The sequence below is a fragment of the Maribacter hydrothermalis genome (assembly GCF_001913155.1).
GTDB lineage: Bacteria > Bacteroidota > Bacteroidia > Flavobacteriales > Flavobacteriaceae > Maribacter > Maribacter hydrothermalis.
Window position 1 is genome coordinate 2700439 of the sequence record NZ_CP018760.1, and the last position, 20086, is coordinate 2720524.

The window sequence follows — 20086 nt, forward strand, 5'->3', positions numbered from 1 at the left end:
TATTTTTTCCCAACCAGAAGCCTCTTTATATTGGACTTTATTGCAAATAGTTGCAGCTTTTTCACAAGACATCATCATAATTAAAACCAATTTTGATTTAAACAACCCATTAAACCTGTTCTGGCTCTATGAATCATAACCCAAAGATTAGACGCATTTATTCCAAGCGCATTACAAATATCTTCAGTTTCCATTCCTTCAATGGTTTTCATGATAAAAACCTGAGCCTGTTTTTTTGGTAATTTAGAAATGCAGTTTTGGATTGCTTGCCCTAATTCTTCATTCTCCATTGCATCGTTTTCAAAATTACTGTTAGGGTCGGCAATTCGCTCTTCTAACCAATCTCCTTCGGCATCGGTCTGCGTACTATAGCTCATTCTAACCTCTGCTTTTCCTTTTTTGGAATTTGATTTTCGATAATGGTCAATTACTTTTCGTTTAAGAATTGCAATTAGCCATGTTCGTTCTGCGGCATCACCTTTAAAGTTTTTTGCAGATTTAAGACCAGCAATAAAAGTTTCTTGAACAAGGTCTTTTGCGATTTCGGTATCACTAACTCTTGTAACAGCATAATTGAATAGATAGTCGGCATATAAGTCTACCCAAGTATCAGGATGTAGTTGGTGTGTTTCCATTTTTTATTCTGCCCTTCAAAAGTAATTTAATTTTACCGATTATGATTACTTTTGGGTATAATCGCTAATGCCATGAAAAATTTTTTGCTTTTTGTCCTATTCGTAAGTGTCCAGTTTGCCTACGCCCAAATAGAAACAAAATCTATAAAAGAATTTACAGGTTTTAATAAAGCAACAGAGGTATTGCTAGATGTAAGAACCGTTGAAGAATTTAATGAAGGTTGTATTGATGGCGCTTTAAATATAGATTGGTTTTCTCAAGATTTTAATAAACAAGTTGCATCTATTGATAAGAATAAAACAATTTATGTTTATTGTAAAATAGGAGGTAGAAGTTTAAAATCACAAGCTAGATTAAAAGAACTTGGATTTTTACATGTAATTAATCTTGATGGAGGCTACGATCTATGGTCTAGTGCTAATAAATAAGAAATGTTATGCTATTTAGAATCAGAGCTATATTGAATACGTAACGTGATCATTAAAAAAATTAAATCCGAATTGTTTGTACAGAATTTATTGAGTTGTTCCTTCGATTTCACCCATTGGTTATAGTGGGCTGATTTTCTTTTTAAAATAAGTATCTCCTATTATTTGAATAATAAAAATGAGGTCAAATATTATACGAGCGGTAATAGGTAATGATGGCGCTAAAACGGAAGCTAGTGTCGAAGTTAGAACCGCTTCCAAATTCAAAATTTTAACCATTTACCCACGAGGTATTTTATTCTTTATATCCTAGTTCTTTTTTAGTAATGTGGCGTACTAGAAAATAGTTCGAAAGACCTAAAAAATGTGCTTTTCAAAAGGTGAAATTTTTGATTTTTTTCTAAACTAGCATATCCATTATTATATTATTTTTACAACACAATTAAATTTCAAAGTAAAATAATAAAGGGCGACTATCAGTGATAATCGCCCTTTTAAATGTTGTTTTTAATACTTTAATTTTCTAGTATTAATTTATTTGCCAAAAACAGAATTATTTCTTCCTCTGTAAGTCCTGCTGGTAAGTCATTGTCATAAGCTAACCTAATGATCTCTTTTTCAGTTTCTAGAAAATCATGGTCGTTACTAATGTTTGAGCACATGAAACTATTTTCAGTCTCACACTTTTCTGAATGGCCAAAACCAAGAGCATGTCCTAATTCATGTTTAAATAATATGGACGAAGAAACTGAAAGCCATATTCTACTAGTACTTAATATAGAATTGCTGTTAGAAGTCATGGCATACCCATTATATGTTTTACCATTTATGATGGCGAACATATCTTCCCATAATGCTTCAACATCAGCGGTCTCGCCTAAAAACAAATGTGCATTTGATGCTTCTTTCGTTTCTACAATGGAAATATTGAAATCACTGTTTTCAAAAAGTACATTGTATTCTTCAATAACACCTTCAACAATGGTTTTAAATTCTGGGTTAGATCCATCTAAATATATTTTCATTGGGGCTACCCAACGGCTATTATTTAATAACGCTGTATGGGTTGGAGATTGCCATAATGTCAAATAATTGAAATAGGCTATCGTTTCTTTTTGACTTTCCGATAATAAATCATATTCATTTATATCATTTATTTCTAGTTCAAAATTTTTATCAACTAGTATAGTCCCGTCAAAAACAGAAACTGTAAAAGGTAGTGTCGCCTCTGTTTCAAAATCAAGAATTAAATTACTACCTATGGTAACTTCACCAGTATTTTCGTTGATTTCCAATCCGCTTTCATCATCAATACTATAAGTTAGTTCATTATCATCGCTGTCTAATGCACTTATGGTTCCTATTACTGTTCCTGCTAAAGAATGCTCATCTGCCGAAAATGCCTGTGCATTTATTATTGGGGCATTATTTTCGCCTTCCTCGTTTAATTCAGTGGTTAGTGTTTCAGAATCAGTACTACATGCTAGCGCAAGTAATGTTATTATTGGAAAAATGACTTTTTTCATTGGTATGGTTTACATTTAAGGGTGTAAATTACCTACCCAGCACTAGTGCGAAAATAAAATGTTGTCATCTTTCTAAAATACAATGTAAATACATAGGATATCGTTGTTTGCCATGCACATTGTATTAAAAATGAAAAAGATTAATTACTGCTAGTCAACAACCCTGCTCTTTCTAACAACGCTTCCACTTTAGGTTCTGCTCCTCTAAACCTTTTGTATAATGTCATTGGGTTTTCGGTGCCTCCTTGAGACAATACATTGTCTTTAAAATTGGTAGCTACCTCCTTATTAAAAATACCTTTTTCCTTAAAATAGGCGAATGCATCCGCATCTAAAACTTCTGCCCATTTGTAACTATAGTAACCAGATGAGTAGCCACCCTGAAAAATATGGGAAAACGCCGTACTCATACACGTCTCAGGAGTTTCTGGGTATAGATTGGTTCCTTTAAACGTGTCGTCTTCGTAAGCTTTTACATTGGTAATTCCTGTTGGGTCAATTCCATGCCATGACATATCTAACAGCCCAAAACTTAATTGACGTAGGGTCTGCATGCCTTCTTGGAACGTTGCCGATTCTTTTATTTTTTCAACCAGTTCCATAGGTATGGTTTCACCAGTTTCATAGTGTTTTGCAAATAATTCTAACGCTTCTTTTTCATAACACCAGTTCTCTAAAACCTGACTCGGCAATTCTACAAAATCCCAAAAAACGGATGTTCCCGATAGGCTAGGGTAGGTCGTATTCGCTAGCATGCCGTGTAAGCCATGGCCAAACTCATGGAACAATGTAGTTACTTCATTAAAGGTTAATAGGGAAGGTTTACTTTTCGTAGAAGGTGTAAAATTGCATACGTTAGATATATGCGGACGCACATTCTCGCCATTTCTCTTCCATTGCGATTTGTAAGATGTCATCCATGCACCACCACGTTTACCTGCTCTAGGATGAAAATCGGCGTAGAACAATGAAATGAAATTTTTGTCGGCATCATAAACATTATATGTTTTAACCTCGTCATGATACTTTTCAATATCATAAACTTCTTCAAACTGAAGGTCGAATAAGTTTTCTGCAACTTTGAAAACACCGTTTATAACATTTTCTAATTTAAAATAAGGTTTCAATTTTTCATCATCTAAGTTGAAAAGTTTTTGCTTCAATTTTTCAGAGTAATAACTGCTATCCCATTTTTCTAGTTGGTCTATTCCGTCTAATTTTTTAGCAAAATCCTCTAATTGTTTAAACTCCCGTTCTGCAGCTGGCTTTGCTTTTTCTAACAATTCACTTAAGAAAGAATGAACTTTTTCCGGTGTTTCTGCCATACGCTCTTCTAAAACAAAATTAGCATGAGTTTTATAGCCTAAAAGGTTTGCTCTCTCAAATCGTAATTTTGCTATTTCCAGCACGTTTTCTTGATTATCTAACTTGTCGTTATGAAATGCTCTGCTTCCGAATGCCATTGAAAGTTCTTTTCTCAACTCCCTATTTTTAGCGTATTTCATAAAGGGAATATAACTAGGGTAATCTAAAGTAATCATCCAGCCATCTTCTTTTCCTTTAGAAATTGCCATCTGAGCTGCAGCCTCTTTTTCTCCTTCCGGTAATCCGTCTAAATCAGCTTCATCCGATAAGTACAATTGATATTTGTTGGTTTCGGCAAGTACATTCTCGCCAAAAGTCAATTTTAATTTAGCCAATTTAGCATCTATCTCACGTAAACGTTTCTTTTTATCATCAGATAAATTAGCTCCGTTTCGGCTAAAACTCTTGTACTTCTTATCTAAAAGGGTATTTTGCTCAATAGTAAGGTCCAAACTGTCCTTTTGATCATATACTGCTTTTACTCTTTTAAAAAGTGCTTCGTTCAAGGTAATGTCATTGCCAAATTCTGAAAGTAACGGAGAAACTTCTTGTGCTATTTTCTGAATTTCTTCATTGGTTTCTGCGGAATTCAAATTGAAAAATACACTTGAAATTCGGTCTAATTGTTGACCAGAAAACTCTAATGCTTCTATCGTGTTTTCAAAAGTTGGAGCCTCTGTATTATTTGTTATTGCATCTATTTCTGCTCGTGCATCTTCTATAGATTGTAAAAATGCGGGCTTAAAATGCTCGTTTTTAATTTGCGAAAAAGGAGCAGTATCAAATGGGGATAATAATGGATTCATCTTACTAGTATTGAGAAATTTTATTTGAGTAATGTGGATTGAGCTTTATTAAAAAACAACTACTTGCCATTTACGGCTTTAGCACCATCTAATACTTTTTGTTTTAAACCTTCTTTATATAAAATAATCTTGTCTAAAACACATTTATCTGAGCTTCCAATTATTTGTGCTGCTAAAATACCTGCGTTTTTAGCACCGTTAAGTGCTACGGTAGCAACTGGTACGCCACCGGGCATTTGAAGTATAGAAAGGACAGAGTCCCATCCATCTATTGAATTACTACTTTTTACGGGAACACCAATTACGGGTAATGGAGACATGGAGGCTACCATACCTGGTAAATGTGCTGCACCACCAGCACCGGCAATTATAACCGAATACCCATTGGTGTGGGCATTTTTACTGAAATCGAACAGTTTTTCTGGTGTTCTGTGGGCAGATACAATATCGACATCTACCGCTATATCAAAACCTTTTAAAATATCTATGGCTTCCTGCATTACGGGCATATCACTTGTGCTACCCATTACTACCGCTACTTTGCTCATGTTTTTTATTTTGAAATCACTTTAATTGTTTCCTTTACTTTTTCTGCAATGGCTCTTGCTTTTGCTAAATCATTATTTACAATGGTTACATGTCCCATTTTACGAAATGGTCTTGTCTGTGCTTTTCCATAAATATGTGGCGTTACACCTTCCATTGCTAAAATTTCATCTATATTTTCATAGACAACATTTCCTGTATGCCCTTCCGAGCCCACTAAATTAACCATTACACCTGCAACTTTACTATCGGTGTTTCCCAAGGGTAAGCCCAGAATACTCCGTATATGTTGCTCAAACTGGTTCGTGTAGCTAGCTTCAATACTATAATGTCCACTATTATGTGGTCTTGGCGCTACTTCGTTCACCAATATATTGTCATCTTTGGTTTGGAACATTTCTACCGCTAACAAACCTGTAAGGCCTATTTTATCGGCAACCTTCAACGCCAGTGCACGTGCTTTTTCTGCCACTTTTTCATCTATTCTTGCTGGGCAAATAACATATTCAACTTGGTTGGCTTCGGGGTGGAATTCCATTTCTACAACCGGGTAGGTTTTAATTTTCCCTTTAGCGTTTCTAGATACGATAACCGCTAATTCATTTTTAAAAGGAATCATGGTTTCTGCTATACACTCACCTTTAGGCAAGTCTTTTAAGTCATCTAAACTCCTAACGACTTTTACTCCTTGTCCATCATATCCAAACTGGGCCACCTTCCAAACAAAAGGTAGTTTTAGCCCTCCGTTTGCAATACTATCCTCAATTTCACTTAAATAGGCAAATCTCTGGAAATCGGCCGTTGGAATTTCGTGGTCTACATAAAACAATTTTTGTTTTGCCTTATTTTGAATAATACGTAATGCTTTTGGTTGAGGAAAAACTTTTACGCCTTCATCCTCTAATTTTTCTAAAGCATCGAGGTTTACATTTTCAATTTCTATAGTTAGTATGTCAACACCTTTACCAAAATTGTAAACGGTGTCAAAATCTAGGAGACTACCTTTTACAAATTCGTTACAAGAAATTCGACTTGGAGCTTCATCAGAATTGTCTAAAACTTTGGTGTATATGTCCCATTTTCGAGTTTCATATAACATCATTTTACCTAGTTGGCCACCGCCTAAAATGCCTAATTTAAAATCTGAAGAAAAGTAATCCATATAAAAGTTGCTTTTAGCAGTTGAAAAATGCCCTAAGTGCTACAAAAATACGGTTAAATCTTAGAAACCAATTCCTTTCTATTTAAAAACACAAGGCAATAGCTTATCTTTGCAAACCTTGATAATCTAAGAAAATTGATACAAATTCACGACAAGTTTTTTAAACGCTATTTAAGCGAGTTAGAAATTCAACAAGCCGTAAAATCTGTTGCCGATAAAATTGCTGCAGATTATAAAAACGAGACCCCAATTTTTGTTGGTGTTTTGAATGGGTCATTTATGTTTGTGTCCGATTTAATGAAGGCATATCAACACCCTTGTGAAGTCTCATTTGTAAGATTAAGTTCTTATCAGGGACTAACATCTACGGGTATTGTAGAAACTTTATTAGATGTACCCGAAAATATTGAAGGGCGCAGTGTAATTATACTAGAAGATATTATTGACACAGGACGTACCTTACAAAAATTAGTTCATTTGTTTTCTAAAACCAAGGTCAAAGAATTTAAAATAGCTAGTCTTTTCTATAAACCAGATGTTTATAAAGGAGAATATGCAATTGATTATTTTGGCTTGGCAATACCGGATGATTTTATTGTTGGTTATGGACTAGATTACAAGGAGCATGGAAGAAATTTAAAAGAAGTATACCAACTAAACCAGAAACATATGATTAATCTTGTACTCTTTGGCAAACCAGGAGCCGGCAAGGGCACGCAAGCACAATTCCTAAAAGAAAAATATAACCTTAAGCATATATCCACTGGAGATGTTTTTCGTTTTAATATTAAGAACGGAACAGATTTGGGAACTTTGGCTAAATCATATATGGACAAAGGTGATTTAGTGCCAGATGAGGTTACTATAAAAATGTTACAGGAAGAAGTTGAAAAGAACCCTGAAGCAGATGGTTTTATTTTTGATGGTTTCCCAAGAACAGCTGCACAGGCAGAAGCTTTAGATAATTTTTTGGAATCTAAAGACATGAAAATCAATGCTACTATTGCTTTAGAAGCAAATGATGAAGTTCTATTAGAACGATTATTAGAACGTGGTAAAGTTAGTGGCCGTAGTGATGATCAAGATGTTACTAAAATTAGAAATCGTTTTGATGAGTATAATTTAAAAACGACACCGGTTAAGGAGTTTTACGAAGCTCAAGATAAGTTTTTTAGTGTAGATGGAATTGGCTCTTTAACAGAAATTACAGAGCGTTTAACAAAGGTAATAGAGGCGTTATAATTATTTGCCTTATTAACCAATTACAAAACTCACTTATATGCCAGATGAAGTAATAAGACCTAAAGATGGTTTAAAGAGTTGCATGCTTACAGTGGGTTTTGCCATTTTAACATTTATAATAATTGCCATAGTGTATTTAATTTATGTGTTTTACATAGATGACTCTCTAGATTTTGGCTTATAGCACAACAACTAAGTTTATACATTTGTTAAGTAGATGTGCTACAACGTGTACCCTAAAAATATAGGGTTTATTGAATAATTAATAGTATAGCATGACAGAAGGTAATTTTGTAGATTATGTAAAGGTGGGCTTAACTTCTGGTAAAGGAGGTAAAGGGTCTGTTCATTTACACCGTGAAAAATTTATTACCAAAGGTGGCCCTGATGGGGGTGACGGAGGTCGTGGAGGTCATGTTATTGTTCGTGGTAATGAAAACCTTTGGACCTTAATAAACTTTAAATACACAAAGCATTTTAAAGCTGGTCATGGTGAACACGGAAGTAAAAGCCGCAGTACTGGGGCAGATGGACAAGATGTGTATTTAGATGTACCTTTAGGTACTGTAGTTAAAGATTTCGAAACTAAAGAAATCCTTTTTGAAATTACTGAACATGGTGAGGAAAAAATACTGTTGAAAGGTGGTATGGGAGGTCGTGGTAACTGGCATTTTAGAACAGCCACAAACCAAACCCCCAGATATGCACAACCTGGTATGGATGGTTTGGAAGGCGAGTTTCTTTTAGAGCTTAAGGTATTGGCGGACGTAGGACTGGTTGGTTTTCCTAATGCAGGCAAGTCTACATTACTGTCTGTAATTACTTCTGCAAAACCTAAAATTGCAGATTACGAATTCACTACATTGAAACCCAATTTAGGTATTGTAGAATATCGCGATTTCAAAAGCTTTGTAATGGCTGATATTCCTGGTATTATTGAAGGAGCGGCCGAAGGAAAAGGTTTAGGTCATTATTTTTTAAGACATATAGAACGTAATGCTAACTTGTTATTTTTAATAGCTGCTGACAGTAAAGATATTAGTAAGGAATATGAAATTTTATTAGACGAGCTACGTCGTTACAATCCAGAGTTGCTAGATAAAGAAAGACTTATATGTATCTCAAAAAGCGATATGCTGGATGATGAATTAATGGATGAAATGAGAGAAGAATTGAACAAAGATTTAAATGGTACTCCCTTTATGTTCATATCCTCCGTTGCTCAAATGGGTATTGTAGAATTGAAAGATAAGCTTTGGGAAATGCTTAACGCTTAGTCGAATACCTTTGTAAAAAGTCATTTTAAGCTTTATTTTTCTTTAATTTTAAGAAAAGTCAATATCATGAGAATCTTCTTTTTAAGTATAGTATTAATCGTTCTAGCATCTTGTGGAACAATAAGAGTTAATTATGATTATGATAATAAGACGGATTTTACTTCCTATACTACATACAATTATTTTGGTGATATGGAAACAGGTCTTAGTGAATTAGATGAGAAAAGATTAATGAATGCTTTGGATGCTACTTTAGGCGAAAAGGGATTTATGTTTGCAGAAGAGCCAGATGTTTTCATTAATATTAAAAGTTCTGTTTATAAAACACAACAAAGAAATAATGTTGGCGTAGGCCTTGGTGGGGGCGGTGGTAATATTGGTGGCGGTGTATCTATTGGTATACCGGTTGGCGGTCCAAAACTTAACCGAGAACTTCAAATTGACTTTGTAGACGCCGTAAAAGATATACTTATTTGGCAAGCCATAAGCGAAAGCCCGTTTCGTGAAGGAGATACGCCAGAAGAAAAGTCAGATAAATTGAAAGCAGTAGTTGATAAAATATTCAGTAAATATCCCCCCCAATAATATTACTTTACTTTTATTACATAAGTAGTAATAAGCTTGCTGTCAATGGTAATATGAACGTCGTACAATCCTTTCTTTTCAAAAACCTGGGTTAAACATAGCTCATTATCTGCTCTATTTATAATTGGATTGGGGCTATATTGTACACCTCCTTTATTTATTACTAATTGGATTTCACCGGTAAAATAAATAGGTAACTTTAATGAAAAGCTTACGGATTCTCCCTTGTTTATAGTAGTGTGCATGTTAATTGGCAATACTGGTAGTATTGATGCTGAAAATGCATCTTTGTAAATGACCGGACCTGCCATAAATGATTTTAGACTGTCCTTATGTATAGCCGGAGTTTCATTGCTATTGCTTGGAAAATGATTCTTTGCAAAAAGTTTAGGTTCGGCTAAAAAGTAGCCATCAAAATAGTTAGGTTCAAATCGTGGAATACCATTATCTATAATTGTTTGCCCGGCAGACCATGTGGCATCACACAAATACCATTTGTTATCTATTTCAATACTATTCCAAGAATGATTTGCTGCGCTACTTTCGTCCAATAATAATGTTGGCGTTCTACCATAACCATTAATTATATTGCATTTAAAGCCAGCTAAATTAGCCATTTCTTTTACAAGATAAGCATAGCCCGTACAGGCGGTTTTTCGGTCTTTCAGTAAGGTTTTAAAGACCTTTGGGGTTATGCCCGTATTCCACTGCAAATAGGCTTGCCTTTTATTGACAAGCCTTTTTCTTTTGTTGCTTATTTTTAAATATGAAGAATAATCATTCTCAATATTAGTGCTAATCCAAGTATAGATGGCCCTAAATTTTTCTACATCTGTTTCTAACGTTCTGGTTAGATTATAAGTTAGTACGGGTAAGTTTTCTAGACTTGCTCCTTCATAATTTTTGGCAATACTATCCGCTTTTTTAAAATCTATGTCTTTAAAATCTGAATGCTGCGCAAAACATGTTAATGAAAATAGGAGTATAAAAATTTTAGAAATTCTCATTATCTGAAAAGATCTCCGATCTTTTGAAAAATAGTTCTCTTACTAGTATAGGTGCCACCTATTACAATATCACCCATTAATTCCACATCATACGAGTTAAACGAAATATTTATGTCTATGTTAGTATTTTCACTGGCTTCTACTTTGTAGGTTTTAGTTTCATAACCAATATAGCTAAATACCAAAATGTTATTCGCTTCTAATTGTTGAGGAAATTCAAACTTCCCGTCAAAATCCGTCTGTGTACCAATAGCAGTACCTTTTAAAACCACATTTACGCCAGGTAAGGGCTCATTTGCCTCATCAACTATAGTTCCGGATAAAGTATATTTTTCTTGTAGCACAGCTACCTTACCCAAAATATTTTGATGTTGAAAAGAAACTACTTCAACAGCGGATTCTATACTAGCGGTTTCTTGGCCTTTAACTTCAGTAGCACAAAGGGCTAACAAAGACATGCTCATAATTCCTATTCCTTTTGTTAGTATGGATTTGTTCATGGTGTCTGTATAATTTGTTTCATATGTTTTTAGCTGGGATGCCTTAAACATTCCACAAGATTTTTCATTTTTAGAAAGCAATTGCCGAACAAGTTCTTCATCGGATACTTTTGTAAAATCAATTACTTCTTTTTGGCAGCTCATGCAAAAACCACCTTTTTGGGTTTTACTAAAATTAGTGAATTTTTCTTTGCAAGGATTTTTTACGGCTATAGTTATTGTGCTTATCATAATATATTGGTTTTTATTATTAGATCTAAACTATTGTGAAATATCCTGAAGGAAAATGAATAATGAGTGTATGGGCACTATTAATGAGTTAAACGCCTGTATTTATTTTTTAAACCTTTTTAAGGACTTCTTTATAAGAGTAAAATAGTAGTAATCAAACGTTAATGTTTTAATTTGGATGTTGAATATTACAAATTGAAAGTGAAATCCTGTTATTTTTGTAACAATTCTTAAAAAGTACGTCCTATAACAAACACGTTAAAAAACTAATTCATAACATGAAAAAAATTTATTTTCTAGCTGCCGGTTTGGTAGCCCTTGCATCTTGTAAAGAAGAACCTAAACCTACTGCTGAGGTAGAAAAAATTCCCGGTATTGTTCTAGAGAATATGGACACCACCCAGAACCCTAAGTCAGATTTCTATAACTATGTAAATGGAAATTGGATGAAGTTTACGGAAATTCCTGACGATAGAACAAGTTGGGGAGGTTTTAGTGTACTTAGAAAATCTACAGATGACGATGTATTGAAAATTTTGGCAATGGCTAAAGAAGGTGGAAACTATGCGGCTTCTACTGATCAGGCTAAAGCGTTAGCGATTTTTGATACTAAATTAGATTCAGCATCTAGAAATAAAGCGGGTATTACCCCATTGCAACCTGCTTTTGAAGCAATTGCTTCTGTTAAAAATTTAAAGGATTTACAAACGGTATTAGCTACTAATGCTGCTGTATCTTCTCCGTTTTTAGGAATAGGAGCTGGTGCAGATTTAAATAACAGTAGTATGAATGCGGTGTATTTAGGTGCTAACGGTCTAGGTTTGCCCGATCGTGATTTTTATATGGATCAAGATGAGAAATCTATAGAGATTCGTGAAGAATACAAAAAGCATATTTCTAAAATGTTGCAAAAATTAGGAGATTCTGAGGCAAACGCCACTGCTGCCGCAGACAAGATTCTTGCAATGGAAACGCAATTGGCCGAGCCGCGTTTAAATAAAGTAGAAAGTAGGGATGCAAGAAATTATAACAATCCTAGAACAATTGCAGAGGTCGATAAAATGTTGACTACCATAGATGTGAATAAATTGATTGCCGATTTAGGTATTACCAAAAAATTTGACACACTTTTGGTAACTCAATTACGATATACGGAAGCCTTAGATAAGTTTTTAAAAACAACGCCTATTGAAGATATTAAAACCTTGGTGAGATGGGATACCTTTAATAATGCAGCGGGGAGATTAACTACTGAAATCGAAACGGCTAATTGGGATTTTTATAGTAAATATTTGAGAGGGGCAAAAGAACAACGCCCGGCAGACGAGCGTGCATTGGCGACAGTAAACGGTACTGTTGGTGAGGCCTTGGGCCAGTTATATGTTGATGCCAAATTTCCACCGGAAGCAAAGGCCAAAGCTGAAAAAATGATTGCGAACGTAATCGACGCTTTTAAAGATCGTATTTCTGTGTTAGATTGGATGAGCGATTCTACCAAGACTAAAGCGATTGAAAAGTTAGATAAATTCACCGTTAAAATCGCTTACCCAGATAAGTGGGAAGATTATTCTACAATGGAAGTTTCTGGCGACAAATCTTATTTTGATAATATGACCGCCGTTGATAAATGGGGCGAATTAAAGAATTTTTCAGAAATAGGTGAGCCCGTCGATAAAACGGAATGGGGAATGTCTCCACAGACTGTAAATGCATATTTTAATCCTTTAAACAATGAAATTGTATTTCCTGCAGCTATTTTACAACCTCCTTTCTATAACTATACTGCCGACGAAGCTGTAAATTATGGAGGTATTGGTGCAGTAATTGGTCATGAAATTTCTCATGCTTTTGATGATAGTGGTTCTCGTTTTGATGCTGATGGAAATCTTAAAAATTGGTGGACAGAAGCTGATTTAGCCGCTTTTACAGAAAGAGCTGATGCTTTGGCCGCACAGTACGATAGTGTTATGGTTTTACCGGATGTTTATGTAAACGGTAAATTTACTCTTGGTGAGAATATCGGTGATTTAGGCGGATTGTTAGGTGCTTATGACGGACTACAGAAGTATTATGCTGAAAATGGTCGTCCAGACGATATTGATGGCTTTACGGCGGAGCAACGCTTCTTTATGTCTTGGGCTACCGTATGGAGAACTAAGAGTAGAGATGAGGCTTTAAGAACACAGATCAAAACTGATCCACATTCGCCAGGTATGGTAAGAGCTACACAACCTTTGTTGAATATTCAAGAGTTTTATGATGCTTTTGATATTAAAGAAGGTGATGCTATGTATTTAGCTCCTGAAAAGAGAGTTCATATTTGGTAATTCATAAATTTTAGTATAGTTATAAAGGCGCTACAATGTAGCGCCTTATTTTGTTTCTATTTCATATTGAATGCATTGAGTTTGTTCGAATTTGTCGCATACCTAAGTACTTCACTGTGCTCGAAATTACATTCGGTTTATTTCAATACGTCTTTGCGAGGAACATTTTGGTGACGAAGCAATCTGTAGAAAGTTCGTTGCATATGATTTTTTGGTCAGCCTATAAACAGATTATTTCACTTTGTTGGTAATGAATTTAATTACTCACCTTTACACGAACCCCTTCACTATGACTGCTAAACTCCGGGGCGTACATACTTTGTATGGTAGTAATGCCATTGCTGAAATCTCCGGCATTATTAACCCGAACATCATACTCAAATACATATACTCCTTTTGGTAAATAGTCAAAGAAGAAGTTTGTACTTGCATCTTTTGTGCTTTCGTAATATCCTAATCCATCTTGCCATTTGTATCTGGATATTACATTTAAGGGTTCAAAACCGGCTGCACGCATATCTTTCATATGTACAAATTCCATATCACGGTCGGATCTTAGTTCAATTCTAATCTTAACCAAATCGCCCACTTTTAGAGTAGTATTGTCGGTTACTTCTGAAATCACCTCACCAGTATCAGTATTCTTTTTTAAGAAAATTTTCTTCTTTAATTTCAGCGGTGTCTCTGCACTTGTAATTTTATCCAAGTCCTCAAAATATTGCCAGTATAAAGCGCCCCATGCAATTCCGTTACCTTTTTTACTAATTTGTACTTCACCCATTTTTGGTTGGATCTCAGTTGTTTTCCAGGAAGTTTTGAAATATCCTGTTCCTGCTTCGACTTTTACATCTTCTAATGTAGAAGGGTTAATTTTTTCGCCGCCAATTAAAACTTCCACGGCATCTGTAACCGATAACCAGTCGCTACCTTTTAGTAATAAAGCATAAACCGCTTCTGTAGTTGCTTTTGTTGTACTCCATTGGTTGGTTTGCTTATTTTTAAGCAACCAAATTTTAAGGTTATCTATAGTCTCAACATCGGTAGGGCGAATTTCAGAAAATGCTTCAATCAGCAAAGCTTGTGTTTCTATAGGTGCTTGATACCAAAACCAAGAACTGGTATTGCTCTTCCAGTACATACCCAATTCTTCACTGGTAATGCTATTTTCTTTTAAAGCACGCAGAATTTTGGCAGCCGTTTTTGGGTCGTCCATTCGGTGTAGAACTAAGGCTAACATTCCTTGTGCATACAATCCTTTTTTGGTCCAGTATTTTTGAGATTGCTTTATATAATAAGAAGTTATCTCATCTACTTTCTTTGTGGTTTTAACATCCTTGAAGAAACTACGCATGTATAAATAATGAATCTGATGCGCACTTAAATGATCATCGTTCATATTGGACGTAAATTTCTTCATTTGCTCGTATTCTTTCACAAACTCATCATCTAAATATGAAATTGCCTTTTCAATCATTTCAGATTGGTTGTTGAACGTAGCCGAATTAATTAAATGATTTAGATGTCCCATACCCGTAATAATATGTTGGGTAATAAATCTGTTATCAGGACCGCCATTGAACCAAGACCAAGCCCCGTTCGAATTCTGATTTTGAGCAAGTTTATTTAAAGCAGATTGTTGTTTGCTTTTCATCATATTTAAATTGAACAACAATCCAATTCTTTTCTTTTGTTCTGTTTCAGATTGTGCATCGCGTAACCAAGGCGTTTCTTGGATCAAAAGCGATTTTAATTCCTCGTTCTTTTCTAAATTACTTAGTAACGCATCTGAATTTGCCCACTGGTCAAACACCTCACGAATTCTAGGGTTGCTATTTGCAATATGATTTGCCAATGTATTGGCATAATATCTTGAAAAGATCTGCTCATTACAATCATACGGATACTCCATTAAATAGGGTAGAGCTTGTACTGCATACCAAGCAGGGTTGGAAGTCATCTCTAAGGTCAACCTATGATGGTTTATTGTTGCTGAAGAAGTTTTTTTCAATTTGTCTAAAGTAAATGTCTTGGTTTGGTTACTACGAATCCACATAGGTAGTGTTTCTGTTACCAAAGTTCTGTTTGTTAATACGGGCAACATATTTTGCTCACCATCAGAGAAATCACCTGCTTTTGCAATGATTTTGTATTGGACGGATTGTAATCCGTTAGGGATTTTTAATCCCCATGATACTTGGGTGTTCCCCATGGAATCTACCTCAAAAGCTATTGAATTCGGACCTTTTGCGGAGTCTGTTAATTTATCTGAGATATTAGAACCTGTAACAGCATCTGTCAATTCTAATTTTACCTCACCGGTAAGTAGATTTTTGGTAAGATTAGAAATTTTACCGCTAATGGTTATTTCATCACCCTCACGTAAAAAACGTGGTGCATTTGGTGTTACCATTAATTCTTTTTGCGTAACCGTTGTAAGGTTGACGATACTGCTTTCCAACGTTTTGGTATGTGCCAAGAGTTGCAAATTCCATCGTGTTAATGCTTCTGGAGTCGTGAAATTAAAAGATACGTTCCCTTCTTTATCGGTCTGTAATGTTGGGAAGAAAAATGCGGTTTCTTGTAGATTTTTACGAATTGTAACTGAATCGAAATCTGTTTTTTCATTATCAGCTTCTGGTTCTGTAATTTCTACACCTGCTGCTCTGTCTTTTAATTTATTTCCTACTTCGGCATCATCTGTCATTGCGGATTCCTCTAATTCGACACCATCTGCCATCATTGCAATTGGTGCGGCAGATCTTGACATTTTTCGCGATTCAAAGAAATTTCCAAAAGTAAGAAAGTTCAGTCCAAACGAATCAAACGAATCAAAATAAATGCTAGGATAGATTAAGCTGTTATCATGTGAAAATGTTTGAAAGTCAACAGTTGAAAAACTAGTGTAGGCATTGGTTCTTCTTTGAGAGTAGTAATTAGGCTGGCTTAATGGTCTAAAATACCAAGAATGTGGTCTAAATTGATTTAAAGAGGCATCGTACATACTTGCTAAAAGTTCTGCGCTTACTTTTTCTCCAGCCGCACCTTTTATTTTAAATGACCAGGTTTCATCTACACCTGGCGCTATTTTATCCCTGAAGGTCGAAGTCTCTATTTGTAAATCACTAGATGGGTAGGGTACTAAAATGTTATGATTTTTCCATTGAAAATGATTGGCGTAGGCATAACTGTAGTTAATTGTGAATCCTCCTAAATCATCAGCTGTAACAGGTACTGAAATGGTTTTAGAGTTATTATTTAGCGTAAGTACCTGTTGCTCAAAAACCTTCTGATTTTTTTCTACAATAACGCTGATATTTAGATTTTCAGCACTTGAAAGAAAGGTGATTTGCGCCTTGTCCCCAATTTCATATTGAGCTTTATCCGTCTTTATTTGAAACAATTGGTTGTCGGCTAAGGTGTTTTCAGTACCAATAAATGTAAAAATGGCAATATCTTTTACTTCTTGACCAAATTTGTCTTTTGAAAATAGCTCCATTTTATATTTTCCCGACTCCCAATTTTTAGTTTTTCCAAAACTGATTTCTTTAGATTTTTGAGTATTAAAGTTCGATTGCCATACCATTTTGCCTTTCTTCCAATTAGCTGGGTCGTCTTCATTCTCAAAAGCATCATATGGATATAGCTTTTTAAACTCATCTTTTGCAAAACCTGGATAATCTGGAGCAGTCCATGGTCTGGGTCGGAGAACATTATCAGGTGCCTGTAATTTATATAATTTTACCTCTCCAGTAGCAGCAACAAACATTCCGTTTAAATTTCTACTGGTAATATTGAAGCTCGTATTTTTAAGGGTCTTGTCTATAGATTCTGGCACCACCAAGTTTACGTTTAGGGCATGATACCCAACAGCAACGTTTGTTACCGTACTTCGGGTTTCTCCATTTATATCGGTGACATCTGCTGTAACCTCATAAGTAAACGTAGGTAGGTTTTCTTTATCTATACTAGTATCCGGTATTGCCTTAAAGGTTATTTTATAATTTCCTGATGCATCTGTTTCGGTTTCGCCATGGGTAATTTCTTGTGATGAGCCATTAAAATAGGGTCTGGACCAATAAAACCATCTTGGTAAATTTACGACGCGCTTTACACGGTAAACTACCTTGGCATCAGAAATAGCGCTACCTGCATATGCTGTTGCTTTACCTGTAACCGTTACACTATCATTTACTTTATAGGTTTCTGTAACGGATTCAAAACTGGTTTCAAATTTTGGTCGCTTGTATTCCTCTACAGAAATACTTGTGTATCCGTTTAAATTTATAGTATCAGAATTAGCTCGAATAGAAAATTGACCCGTAAGGCCAGAGTTCGGTAAAATAAACTCACCCGAAATAGACCCATATTCATTAGTAGTTAGGGTGTGTTTTTCTATTTCTTGTCCGTTAACATCACTAAGCGTTATTTCAATTTCGTGGTTTTCTAAAACTTTAGAAATGCCTTTTTCTTGACTAATGGCAATACCCTTAAAATAAACGGGCTGACCTGGTCTATAAATGCTCCGATCTGTAAATAAAAAACAAGTATAATTTATGTGTTCATTATTTTGGTTATAATTTCTATTAATATAATACTCACCAAAATAGGCACTTTCATTTTCTGTCTTGACCGTAACCGTTAGGTTATTCCAACTATCATTATTTTTTTTGATTGTTATAGTACCTGTTTTATCGGTAGTATAGGATTGATGTTTTAAATTATCCCTATAGTTTTTAAGAAAACTTAAGGTTACGGACGCACCAGTAATAGGTTTGCCATTGTTCCTATTAATTATTTGATAGTGCTGGTGTGTATAGGTCTGGGTTTCAATAATGGCTATGTCTGTCGCTTGTACTGCAGTATAGCTAAATATATTTTTTTTATTATCGACAGATTCAGCGGCTATAATATAATATCCATTATCAAGAGCGGGTATTGAAATTTCTGTGCTATGTGTTTGATAGTCATTCTCGGTCTTTAATGTTGCTGACCACGTTTTGGCTGCTTTTAAGTTTTTAATGTAAGATTCCTTTTTAGCATCAGGGTATAATTCTTCTAGGGTTTTAAGTTGTTTTTGTGTGATTTTATAAGCGTGTAAGTTTAAACTTTCCACGTTTTTATAACTGACTAAAAGTCTTCCTATGGTATTGCTTGGTATGTGCTTTTCAGCCGTTAATTGTATATCGTAATCTTGAATTTGCGATTTTAAAACTTGGCATTTTTGGGCACCTAAACTTTTTGGAAATCTGGCAATAACATTATCACAAAGAGCAATGGCCTCTTTTAACTTCCACTGATATTCCACATTGGACTTTGGATTATAAGACTGACCCAATTTTTGATATTGGAGTGCAATTTCATAGGTATATAAACTAGATAATGGACTCGCTTTTATATTTTCAGAAGAATTTTTAAGTACTTCTAAAAATAGTTCGGTCTTATTACTGAACGTGGCATTTTCGTGAATAAATTTTAGGCGCTCAATATCTACAAATACCAACGGATTAATATCTGGATTACCAAAGTGAAAAGCTATCAGTTCTTGATAGATGTTTAATGCTTTTGCCTGTAGGGAAATTGTTTCACTTTCGTCAAATTTTAAAAAACTGGAGCTGTAAGCCTCACATAAAATAGCTTCATTGTCAATTTCAAAAGCATTGGCAGGTTTGCTAATGTTATTTTCGCTCGTTTTATAAAATTCTAAAGCGGTATGTGCTAAGAGATCAAAGAGGGTAGGTCTATAAACTCTATTTTTTTCTTGTGTTTCTAAAATATCATTAAACTGAGAAATTGTTAGTTTTTGGGTTGTCGTAGGGTTTTCTAAAGAGGCAGTAAAGTGTAGATCTATTTCTTTGAATAAGGTGTCAAGATCCCACGTTCTAAAATCTACCGAATCTACTTTGACATCTGTTGTAGTTCTGTTGTAAAATTGAAATCTGTTTTGTTGATAATATTGCCAATATAGTGTGGCCAGGTAACTATGAAGAATTTGTTTGGTAGGTTCATTTGCAATTGCAATTTCAGATTTGAAATCATTTACGATACGTAATTTAGCATCTTCCTCAAGGGTCATGATAAATTGAGATTTGTAAAGAAGCGCCTTAATAATCTGTACTTTATTATCCTCTTTTTTTGCTCTTTCAAAAATGGTTTCTGTTTGTTGTAAAGCAGATTTGGTCAAATTTTGCATTTCAAAATCTAGAACCTTGTCCCATAGTGAATCATAAGAATTTTGCTCTTGGGCATTACCAAATTGTGCGAACATAAGCAGGATTAGAATTAAATATAGTTTTTTCATCATAGTAAAATTACAATACAAAACTGTGCCAATTATAGATTAGATGCAATGAAAAATGAGTAAAGTATATACTTCGGTTAGCCATTGATATCGATATCAAAGATAAACATGTACTTATAAAGCTTAGGTTTTTATTACTAATAGACTTAT

14 protein-coding genes are annotated in these 20086 nt (G+C 34.7%); 6 read left to right on the top strand and 8 right to left on the bottom strand.

Translation table 11 applies throughout. The features are described from left to right. Positions 1 to 80: 80 nt before the first annotated feature. A complete protein-coding gene (locus BTR34_RS11440; RefSeq protein ID WP_068481739.1) occupies positions 81 to 635 on the bottom strand; it encodes a sigma-70 family RNA polymerase sigma factor in 555 nt (184 codons plus the stop codon). Positions 636 to 707: 72 nt separating this feature from the next. Between BTR34_RS11440 and BTR34_RS11445 the strand changes: the two genes are divergently transcribed. Beyond that, entirely contained in the window at positions 708 to 1064 is a 357-nt protein-coding gene (locus BTR34_RS11445; protein ID WP_068481742.1) for a rhodanese-like domain-containing protein, read from the top strand. Between the two features lie 178 nt (positions 1065 to 1242). Beyond that, entirely contained in the window at positions 1243 to 1377 is a 135-nt protein-coding gene (locus BTR34_RS19185) for a hypothetical protein (protein ID WP_262493629.1), read from the top strand. Between the two features lie 202 nt (positions 1378 to 1579). Here the strand turns inward: BTR34_RS19185 and BTR34_RS11450 are convergent, their stop codons facing one another. From BTR34_RS11450 to BTR34_RS11465, 4 genes are all read right to left on the bottom strand, one after another. After that, the gene (locus BTR34_RS11450) at positions 1580 to 2590 is read right to left on the bottom strand and encodes a hypothetical protein (RefSeq protein ID WP_068481745.1); all 1011 of its coding nucleotides are present in this window, start codon (positions 2588 to 2590) and stop codon (positions 1580 to 1582) included. A 140-nt stretch (positions 2591 to 2730) separates the two neighbouring features. Next, the gene (locus BTR34_RS11455; RefSeq protein WP_068481746.1) at positions 2731 to 4761 is read right to left on the bottom strand and encodes a M3 family metallopeptidase; all 2031 of its coding nucleotides are present in this window, start codon (positions 4759 to 4761) and stop codon (positions 2731 to 2733) included. Positions 4762 to 4820: 59 nt separating this feature from the next. Beyond that, positions 4821 to 5309, bottom strand: a complete 489-nt coding sequence (purE, locus tag BTR34_RS11460; protein WP_068481748.1) for a 5-(carboxyamino)imidazole ribonucleotide mutase — start codon at positions 5307 to 5309, stop codon at positions 4821 to 4823. 5 nt (positions 5310 to 5314) lie between these two features. Next, on the bottom strand, positions 5315 to 6469 hold the full coding sequence (locus tag BTR34_RS11465) for a 5-(carboxyamino)imidazole ribonucleotide synthase (RefSeq protein WP_068481750.1): 1155 nt from the start codon (positions 6467 to 6469) through the stop codon (positions 5315 to 5317). Positions 6470 to 6604: 135 nt separating this feature from the next. Here BTR34_RS11465 and BTR34_RS11470 point away from each other — a divergent pair, with 135 nt between their 5' ends. The 3 genes from BTR34_RS11470 to BTR34_RS11480 all read left to right on the top strand — a co-directional run bounded on the left by BTR34_RS11470 (position 6605) and on the right by BTR34_RS11480 (position 9573). After that, positions 6605 to 7711, top strand: a complete 1107-nt coding sequence (locus BTR34_RS11470) for an adenylate kinase (protein WP_074472132.1) — start codon at positions 6605 to 6607, stop codon at positions 7709 to 7711. Between the two features lie 275 nt (positions 7712 to 7986). Continuing rightward, positions 7987 to 8988 carry a GTPase ObgE gene (gene obgE, locus BTR34_RS11475; RefSeq protein ID WP_068481753.1) on the top strand — a complete coding sequence of 334 codons (1002 nt, stop codon included), beginning with the start codon at positions 7987 to 7989 and terminating at the stop codon, positions 8986 to 8988. Between the two features lie 66 nt (positions 8989 to 9054). After that, positions 9055 to 9573 (top strand): DUF4136 domain-containing protein, encoded by a 519-nt coding sequence (locus BTR34_RS11480; RefSeq protein WP_068481756.1) that lies wholly within the window; start codon positions 9055 to 9057, stop codon positions 9571 to 9573. A gap of 2 nt (positions 9574 to 9575) precedes the next feature. Here BTR34_RS11480 and BTR34_RS11485 read toward each other — a convergent pair whose 3' ends face one another. Both BTR34_RS11485 and BTR34_RS19145 read right to left on the bottom strand, forming a co-directional pair. Continuing rightward, on the bottom strand, positions 9576 to 10580 hold the full coding sequence (locus BTR34_RS11485; protein WP_068481758.1) for a transglutaminase domain-containing protein: 1005 nt from the start codon (positions 10578 to 10580) through the stop codon (positions 9576 to 9578). Further along, a complete protein-coding gene (locus BTR34_RS19145; protein ID WP_068481760.1) occupies positions 10580 to 11311 on the bottom strand; it encodes a carboxypeptidase-like regulatory domain-containing protein in 732 nt (243 codons plus the stop codon). Before BTR34_RS19145 ends, BTR34_RS11485 begins: the two co-directional genes overlap by 1 nt. 278 nt (positions 11312 to 11589) lie before the next feature. On the opposite strand from BTR34_RS19145, the gene BTR34_RS11495 reads away from it, so the two are divergent. Beyond that, on the top strand, positions 11590 to 13638 hold the full coding sequence (locus BTR34_RS11495) for a M13 family metallopeptidase (RefSeq protein ID WP_068481762.1): 2049 nt from the start codon (positions 11590 to 11592) through the stop codon (positions 13636 to 13638). Between the two features lie 256 nt (positions 13639 to 13894). On the opposite strand, the gene BTR34_RS11500 is transcribed toward BTR34_RS11495, so the two are convergent. Beyond that, a complete protein-coding gene (locus tag BTR34_RS11500) occupies positions 13895 to 19936 on the bottom strand; it encodes an alpha-2-macroglobulin family protein (protein ID WP_068481764.1) in 6042 nt (2013 codons plus the stop codon). Positions 19937 to 20086 lie beyond the last annotated feature (150 nt).

Excerpts from the sequence above, each read along its gene's own strand:
- BTR34_RS11440 (WP_068481739.1), bottom strand. The coding sequence starts at position 635 with ATGGAAACACACCAACTACATCCTGATACTTGGGTAGACTTATATGCC.
- BTR34_RS11445 (WP_068481742.1), top strand. The coding sequence starts at position 708 with ATGAAAAATTTTTTGCTTTTTGTCCTATTCGTAAGTGTCCAGTTTGCC.
- BTR34_RS19185 (WP_262493629.1), top strand. The coding sequence starts at position 1,243 with ATGAGGTCAAATATTATACGAGCGGTAATAGGTAATGATGGCGCTAAA.
- BTR34_RS11450 (WP_068481745.1), bottom strand. The coding sequence starts at position 2,590 with ATGAAAAAAGTCATTTTTCCAATAATAACATTACTTGCGCTAGCATGT.
- BTR34_RS11455 (WP_068481746.1), bottom strand. The coding sequence starts at position 4,761 with ATGAATCCATTATTATCCCCATTTGATACTGCTCCTTTTTCGCAAATT.
- purE (WP_068481748.1), bottom strand. The coding sequence starts at position 5,309 with ATGAGCAAAGTAGCGGTAGTAATGGGTAGCACAAGTGATATGCCCGTA.
- BTR34_RS11465 (WP_068481750.1), bottom strand. The coding sequence starts at position 6,469 with ATGGATTACTTTTCTTCAGATTTTAAATTAGGCATTTTAGGCGGTGGC.
- obgE (WP_068481753.1), top strand. The coding sequence starts at position 7,987 with ATGACAGAAGGTAATTTTGTAGATTATGTAAAGGTGGGCTTAACTTCT.
- BTR34_RS11480 (WP_068481756.1), top strand. The coding sequence starts at position 9,055 with ATGAGAATCTTCTTTTTAAGTATAGTATTAATCGTTCTAGCATCTTGT.
- BTR34_RS11485 (WP_068481758.1), bottom strand. The coding sequence starts at position 10,580 with ATGAGAATTTCTAAAATTTTTATACTCCTATTTTCATTAACATGTTTT.
- BTR34_RS19145 (WP_068481760.1), bottom strand. The coding sequence starts at position 11,311 with ATGATAAGCACAATAACTATAGCCGTAAAAAATCCTTGCAAAGAAAAA.
- BTR34_RS11495 (WP_068481762.1), top strand. The coding sequence starts at position 11,590 with ATGAAAAAAATTTATTTTCTAGCTGCCGGTTTGGTAGCCCTTGCATCT.
- BTR34_RS11500 (WP_068481764.1), bottom strand. The coding sequence starts at position 19,936 with ATGAAAAAACTATATTTAATTCTAATCCTGCTTATGTTCGCACAATTT.